Source organism: Acinetobacter stercoris (assembly GCF_900323515.1).
GTDB classification, from domain to species: Bacteria; Pseudomonadota; Gammaproteobacteria; order Pseudomonadales; family Moraxellaceae; genus Acinetobacter; species Acinetobacter stercoris.
Genome location: NZ_OOGT01000224.1, coordinates 1 through 6,152, shown reverse-complemented (window position 1 = coordinate 6,152; position 6,152 = coordinate 1). Strand labels below are relative to the sequence as shown.

Genomic DNA, 6,152 nt, shown 5'->3' with positions numbered 1-6,152 from the left:
ATATAAATAGTGATGATGTGAATTTGCTGATTTAAACATGTTTTTTGGTTCAAATTGGATATAATAAGAAAGTAAATCTCCTGTCGAAAATAGAGTCCTAAAAGCATGTCTCCATTAGATCAAGTGATCCCCGCTTCAGATGATCAATCTGAATTAACGATGTCAATTTTAATGACACCAGATATGGCAAATTTCTCTGGTAATGTACATGGGGGCACAATTCTAAAGCTTCTTGACCAAGTAGCTTACGCTTGTGCAAGTCGTTATTCGGGTAGCTATGTTGTAACTTTATCTGTAGATAAGGTCAATTTTAAAGAACCTATTCATGTCGGGGAGCTCGTGACTTTTTTGGCGAGTGTAAATCATGTTGGGCGTACCTCAATGGAAATTGGAATTCGTGTAGAAGCTCAACATATCCAGAAAAGGACAGTGCGTCATACAAATAGCTGCTACTTTACAATGGTTGCAGTCGATGAAAATGGCAAACCTAAAGAAATTCCAGCATTAAAACTCGACAATGACTGGAAACGTTGCCGTTTTGAAGCAGCAGAGCAGCGTAAAATCGCTCGTTTGCAAGAAAATCATCATCCTTCGTGTAGTATTTATAAAAAATCTGGTCATGAATAGAATGTCGATTTAGACTGAAAAAGACCTTTAATCAGGTCTTTTTTTTATTTATAGGAAAAACTATATCAATTCAGTAGGATTAAAATTAAAATAAAACGAAACGTATCGTTTCGAAAATGGATTTTTATGGCAGAAGTAAAAAAAGGTTCTAGACGTAAACAGGACATCCTGAAAGCAGTTATTGAAGCATTGAATCAGCATGATTATACACATTTGACGATTGAAGATATTGCAGTCAGGGCCGGTGTAGGAAAGTCTACAATTTATCGTTGGTGGGGGCACAAGTCTGAATTGGTATTTGAAGCATTTAAAGAAAATACGTTGACGATATTCGACCTGGATTATGAAAAAAGTCTTAAAGTGAATCTGAAAGTACAGTTAATAAAATTATCATTGGTTTTACAAACAAGTATTGGTCGAGCTCTTTTAGTTGTTTTGGCCGAACATAGAGAAGCTGCGGGTAATTTTTTTCAACAATATTTGATCCCGAGACGTGAATTAATACATAAGTTGATTGAGATTTCAGTCAAGCGCAATGAAATTAGAAAAGATTATTCTTTCGATATTATGCTCGATATGCTTTATGCAACAGTGCATTATCAGATCATTTTTTTTAATCGGGTTCCTGACGAAACATATATTGATCAACTGGTTGATCTTGCTATTCAGCCTGCTTTGATTTCTGCATCAATGTGAGTTAAGCAATGCCTCAATCAGATGTAATGCCACTGCGGCTTTGGAACAGAAATTTTATTTTTTGTGTATTAAACAACCTGTTCTTGTTTACCTACTATTATGCATTCTTAACAATTTTGCCGATTTATATCATGCAGAACCTTGGTGGTTCAATTCAAGAAGCAGGATTGGCACTTACCCTTTTTTTAGTTTCTTCAATCGCCGTTCGACCTTTTGCTGGCTTTATCATACAAAAAATAGGAACCAGGAAAGCTTTTTTAGGTTCTGCACTTTTGTTTGTTATATTTGCATTTAGTTATTTATTGGCTGATCAGTTGTGGATCTTGCTTACAGTCCGATTTATCCATGGGATCTGGTTTAGTATATTAACTACAGTTGCTGTTCCTATTGCCAGTGAATTTATTCCCGAGCAGCGCAAAGGTGAAGGAATTGGCTATTATGTAATGTCTACAAACCTGGCAGTTGTCATTGGACCGTTCATTGCATTAACTATGACACAATTTGTTGATTTTAGAGTGCTATTTTTAATATTAACTGTTATTATAACGCTAGGGTTCACATTTTGTGTGATGATTCCCGTACAAGATAAAGTAGAAAAGTGTATAGATGTAGAGCCGATAAATCGAAATAAAAAAAGAGCTTTATCTTTTACAGACTTAATAGAAATGCGTGCAGTGCCTATAGGCTTGGTTGCTATGCTTACAGCATTTGCATATTCCAGTGTGATGAGTTTTATTACGGCATATAGCGAGATGAAACATTTATTCGCATATACCAGTATATTTTTTGTTGTCTTTGCTATGTCTATGATTGTGGTAAGACCTTGGATAGGAAAAATTTATGACCGTATTGGTCCTAATGCAGTCGTAGTACCATCATTTATTTTTTTTGCCGTAGGATTAGTCGTATTGAGCCTGGTAAGTAATCCGTGGTTACTTTGGTTATCAGCTGTCTTTATTGGCATTGGTTATGGTTCTCTTTTTCCATGTTTCCAGACTTTAGCAATTCAATCATCTCCTAAGCACCGTATGGGACACGCAATTTCAACATTTTTTACTTTGTTTGATTTAGGAATGGCAATTGGTTCAGTTGTAATAGGACTGAGTATTGCCAGATTTGGTTTTGAACTAAGCTATATTTTTTGTGCGGGAATCAGCATTGTTACTTTATTTTTATATCGATCTACGATCACTAATCCTAAGCAATTAGTGAAAGGGGGATAGTTTTGTGGAATTAAGACATTTACGTTATTTTGTCGCAGTTGCAGAAGAGTTAAATTTTACTAAAGCAGCTCAACGTATGTGTACTGTTCAACCTTCATTAAGTCAACAAATAAAAGATTTGGAAAATGAAGTTGGTGTTCAATTACTGGTTCGGACAAATCGCAAGGTTTCAGTGACAGAAGAAGGTAAAGCTTTTTTAAAAGAAGCGTTATTAAGTATAGAACATGCTGAAAAAGCTGTTCATGATGCCAGACAACTTGCAAATGCAAATAGAGACCAACTAAATATTGGCTTTGTTCCTGTAGCTGAAATGAAAATTTTTCCATACATCATGCCAAGTATTCGTGCAGAGTACCCACAGGTGAAAATAAATTTTCATAGTTTAAAGGATGTAGACCAGTTTATAGCGCTGGAAAAGGGAGACATTGATATCGGCTTTGCACGCTATGTTGAGGAAAATGAAAAATTTGGATCAGTCCAAATCTTCAAAGAACCATTAGCATTGATTGTGCCAAAAAACTCTCCTGCTGCAGCACAGAACCATGTCAGTATTAAAAGTTTTGATCAGCAAGACTTTGTAATGAGTGATGAGATATCCTCACCACAACTTTATAAAATTACAAAAGATTTTTTCACTAAAGCAAAATTAGTTCCAAATGTTGTTCAGTATTCCACTAATATTTTGCTTAATGTCAATCTGGTTGGTATGGGAGTAGGGTGGAGTCTGGTTCCAGCATATGTCATTCCTCTACTTGGTGATAAAATTGTTGTAAAAAATACTGTAGAACCGCTACCGACCATAGGTTTGTATGCAAACTATAGGAAAGATCAAAAAAGTGAAGTAATAGAGTTAATTCTACAGAAACTTAAAGAACAGTTTTATACGGACTTCTTTAGAGAAACTCAGGTGTAGTAACGGATATTATTTAAAAACAGAAATCTTTGAGCATATCAGGATGAAACCTGATGCTTGGGTGGCGTTTATAACCAGTTATTTATATTTAGCTTCTCTAAGTATTTGAGTTATTTAGAGCCACAACAATTTTAAAGCCACCGAATGAGGTGGCTTTAAAATTATGAAAGCTGGTTATTATTTTACATGCAGTTTTGCAAAAAGCTCGGTACTAACAGAATTGAGTGTTTGTGGAATTGCCAAAGCTGCCACGAAGCGATCAGGACGTAAAATTACGATAGATTGACTTGTCTGACCAAACCAACTACGGATTTCTGTACCTAAATCACCGATGGTAATAATACCATCAGATTTTTTACGATTTTCATTACTCAATTGTACTGCTGGTAAAACCTGAATAAATTTTATGCCTAACTTTTGCCATTCTTGTATTGTTGCTTCACTGAGTCCCCACTTAGGATCTACGCCCCAGGCAAGAATCGCAAAGTCATTACCGATGACCTCATCCAATAAAATATTTTCACCTGACTCAAGCTTAACCAGAGGTTGAATAAACATTTTGCCGACTGGTGAGTTTTTCTGATGGTCTGGCAGTAATGCTCCATCACTATACTTAGGCATAGGTTTAAAGCGCATTTCCAGTAAATACTGTTTGATGGGCTTGATGTAGTTTAAGACTTGTGAAATACCATCACGGACAAAACCCTGCCATTTTTTTGGTGGGGCCAGTACATGACCAGCCATAACAGATAAATCAATCATGGCTTTAGCATGATCTTTCCGTTCAATTTGATATGAATCTAATAATTCTGGATTGGCTTTACCCTGTATAACCAACGTCATTTTCCAGCCGAGATTAAATGCATCACGCATGCCGCTATTATAACCTTGACCTTGCCATACGGGCATGATGTGTGCTGCATCACCAGCCAGTAATATGCGGTCAACACGGAATTTTTCAGCGATACGGGCGTTATGTGTGTAAACCCGCTGACGAATGACTTCAATATTTTCAGTATTTGGCAATACTTTTGACAGAAGTTTATTGATGTTTTCTGGTTTGCTCAGTTCTTCTTGAGTTTCACCTGGCATAACCATAAATTCAAAACGGCGGATACCATGAGGAAGTGCTGCGGAAACATATGGACGGACTGGATCACAACATAAGTAAATATGTGGCGTTGCTAGAGGGTCATTTTCAATATCAATAACAATCCACTGGTTCGGTGCAGTTTTACCATCAAATGCAATATTTAATGTACGGCGAACAATGGAGTTTCCTCCATCACATGCGATTAAATACTGCGCATGTATGATTTCTTCGTGATGTTCTTGGTTTGTCAGTTTTAGGGTTACACCATTCGCATCTTGACTAAACTCGTTTAAATGTCGTGAAAAAAGGACCTGAGTTTGCTCGTACTGTTTTAATCCTTGCAGCAATACATTATCTACTTGAGGCTGAATAAATGCATTGCGACGTGACCACCCAAACTCACGTGTCAGTGGCTGGATATCTGCAAAGCAGCGACCTTTAGGAGTTAAGAAGCGCATTGCATGATTTGGGGTCGTATGAGGTAAGACTTGTTCCACTAGCCCAAGTGACTGGATTGTACGTAATGCTTCATCATCAATACCTATAGCACGAGGATAATCAATTAGACTATCCAGCTGTTCTATGACCGTAACTTGAATACCTTGTTTACTTAAGTAGTTTGCAAGAGTGAGACCTACTGGTCCAGCACCTAAAATTGCCACTTCAGTGGTGAAATCGATCTTCTTTGAACTCACAGCGAATATCCATTCAAATCCTTGTAAGTGATTATTAAAGACTGAAATCACAAATGAATCCTAGTTAGTCTATAGTTTATCGCTAGTCTTAAAATGAGGGGGTATAGCTACATTTGTTTTTTAAGTTGCTGAATTTTATGTTTTTAATGTGAAGTGAGAATAGAAGTTTTAAATGGTATGATAGATAAAACTTATGATAAGAATCTAAAATGTCTGATAGATAGTGTAACAGAAAGTTGATTAAGATTTTTTATGTTTTGCTCTTAGATTTTTTATGTATTTGTCCTGAAACTATTATAAATAAAAAAGACTGAACAGCAGCTTGTTCAGTCTTTTCTTTCGAAATTTGGAGAGACATTTCGAAAATTGTTATCTACTGGAATTTATCCAGAATGAGATAACGTCAATTATTGGTTAGCTTGTGAATCAGTTGCAGGAGCAGCACCTTCTGCAGCGCTTTCAGTTGATGGTTGACCAACAGATGGTTGAGCAGCAGCAGATGAATCAGCAGCAGAAGAAGAACCAACTTGTGCAGCAGCAACAGAGTTGTCATCTTGAGCAGGTGTAGCTTCTGTAGCAGCAAATGAAGTTGCAGCAGCTAAAGTTAAAGTAGTAGCTAAAAGAGTTTGAACTAGTTTCATGAGGGCATCCTATATATTTAAAAATAAACATCCAGCAGAACTGATTAATTCAGTCATCACTAGGACTCGGTGTTCATGTTAAAAACTAAAATGAATTAGGGCAATCAAATCAACAAAGCGAAACAGTTTGATTAACATGAAAAAAACATAACCCACTTGAATGTTTTTTTTGTGTTAACGAGACTGAATTAATTCCACGTTATTTGTATGTAATTATGTCAAAATGACCAAAAATAGAACTGTATTTTTACTAAGTTTTTACAA

At 36.2% G+C, this 6,152-nt stretch carries 6 protein-coding genes; 4 read left to right on the top strand and 2 right to left on the bottom strand.

Annotated features, from left to right (window positions below):
- Positions 1-105: 105 nt before the first annotated feature.
- The 4 genes from KPC_RS17070 (at position 106) to KPC_RS17055 (ending at position 3,459) form a co-directional block, all read left to right on the top strand.
- Complete coding sequence (locus KPC_RS17070; RefSeq protein WP_121975552.1) at positions 106-627, top strand: acyl-CoA thioesterase; 522 nt, start codon at positions 106-108, stop codon at positions 625-627.
- A 126-nt stretch (positions 628-753) separates the two neighbouring features.
- A complete protein-coding gene (locus tag KPC_RS17065) occupies positions 754-1,323 on the top strand; it encodes a TetR/AcrR family transcriptional regulator (protein ID WP_121975551.1) in 570 nt (189 codons plus the stop codon).
- A gap of 8 nt (positions 1,324-1,331) precedes the next feature.
- Positions 1,332-2,546 carry an MFS transporter gene (locus KPC_RS17060; RefSeq protein WP_121975550.1) on the top strand — a complete coding sequence of 405 codons (1,215 nt, stop codon included), beginning with the start codon at positions 1,332-1,334 and terminating at the stop codon, positions 2,544-2,546.
- Positions 2,547-2,550: 4 nt separating this feature from the next.
- Positions 2,551-3,459, top strand: a complete 909-nt coding sequence (locus KPC_RS17055; RefSeq protein ID WP_121975549.1) for a LysR substrate-binding domain-containing protein — start codon at positions 2,551-2,553, stop codon at positions 3,457-3,459.
- Positions 3,460-3,636: 177 nt separating this feature from the next.
- Here KPC_RS17055 and KPC_RS17050 read toward each other — a convergent pair whose 3' ends face one another.
- Both KPC_RS17050 and KPC_RS17045 read right to left on the bottom strand, forming a co-directional pair.
- Complete coding sequence (locus KPC_RS17050) at positions 3,637-5,247, bottom strand: bifunctional 3-(3-hydroxy-phenyl)propionate/3-hydroxycinnamic acid hydroxylase (protein WP_171334532.1); 1,611 nt, start codon at positions 5,245-5,247, stop codon at positions 3,637-3,639.
- A gap of 407 nt (positions 5,248-5,654) precedes the next feature.
- On the bottom strand, positions 5,655-5,888 hold the full coding sequence (locus KPC_RS17045; protein ID WP_121975548.1) for a hypothetical protein: 234 nt from the start codon (positions 5,886-5,888) through the stop codon (positions 5,655-5,657).
- Between the last annotated feature and the right edge of the window lie 264 nt (positions 5,889-6,152).

What these genes read in the sequence shown, in the direction of transcription:
- KPC_RS17070 (WP_121975552.1), top strand. Translation starts at nt 106, where the DNA reads ATGTCTCCATTAGATCAAGTGATCCCCGCTTCAGATGATCAATCTGAA.
- KPC_RS17065 (WP_121975551.1), top strand. Translation starts at nt 754, where the DNA reads ATGGCAGAAGTAAAAAAAGGTTCTAGACGTAAACAGGACATCCTGAAA.
- KPC_RS17060 (WP_121975550.1), top strand. Translation starts at nt 1,332, where the DNA reads ATGCCTCAATCAGATGTAATGCCACTGCGGCTTTGGAACAGAAATTTT.
- KPC_RS17045 (WP_121975548.1), bottom strand. Translation starts at nt 5,888, where the DNA reads ATGAAACTAGTTCAAACTCTTTTAGCTACTACTTTAACTTTAGCTGCT.